Origin of the sequence: Bifidobacterium xylocopae (genome assembly GCF_003315615.1) — a bacterium.
In the GTDB taxonomy this organism is placed as follows: Bacteria; Actinomycetota; Actinomycetes; order Actinomycetales; family Bifidobacteriaceae; genus Bombiscardovia; species Bombiscardovia xylocopae.
Window position 1 is genome coordinate 1 of the sequence record NZ_PDCH01000098.1, and the last position, 359, is coordinate 359.

At 63.5% G+C, this 359-nt stretch carries 1 protein-coding gene; it reads right to left on the bottom strand.

Annotated features, from left to right (window positions below):
* A partial coding sequence (locus CRD59_RS07780) for a hypothetical protein (RefSeq protein ID WP_130341236.1) occupies positions 1–359 on the bottom strand: 359 nt, incomplete at both ends.

Consider the following 359-nt stretch of genomic DNA (forward strand, 5'->3'; position numbering starts at 1 on the left):
GGCGTCGTCCCATGTCGTCCTGTACTTGGACTTCGGCACCGGCCGGCCCGTATCCAGGTCCATCAGCTCCAGGGTCTGCTTATCGACCTTGAGATACTGGTCGAAGCTGTCGGTGAAGAGGATGGACTTGACCGGGTAGGCCAGCGACGCGGGCAGCTTGGGCTGGGTGTCCAGCTGGTACTCCACCTTCTGGCCGGGATGGACGACTTTGCCGTCCACGCTGGACTGGTCCCCGCCCTGGCTGGCCTCGGAGACCACGTCCTTCCTGACCGGCGGCACATACCCGCAGATCTTCGGCTCGTTGGTGGGCGTCTCCTGGTTGTTCACCGTCTCGGAGCCCTTGTTTTTCAAGGCCCGAC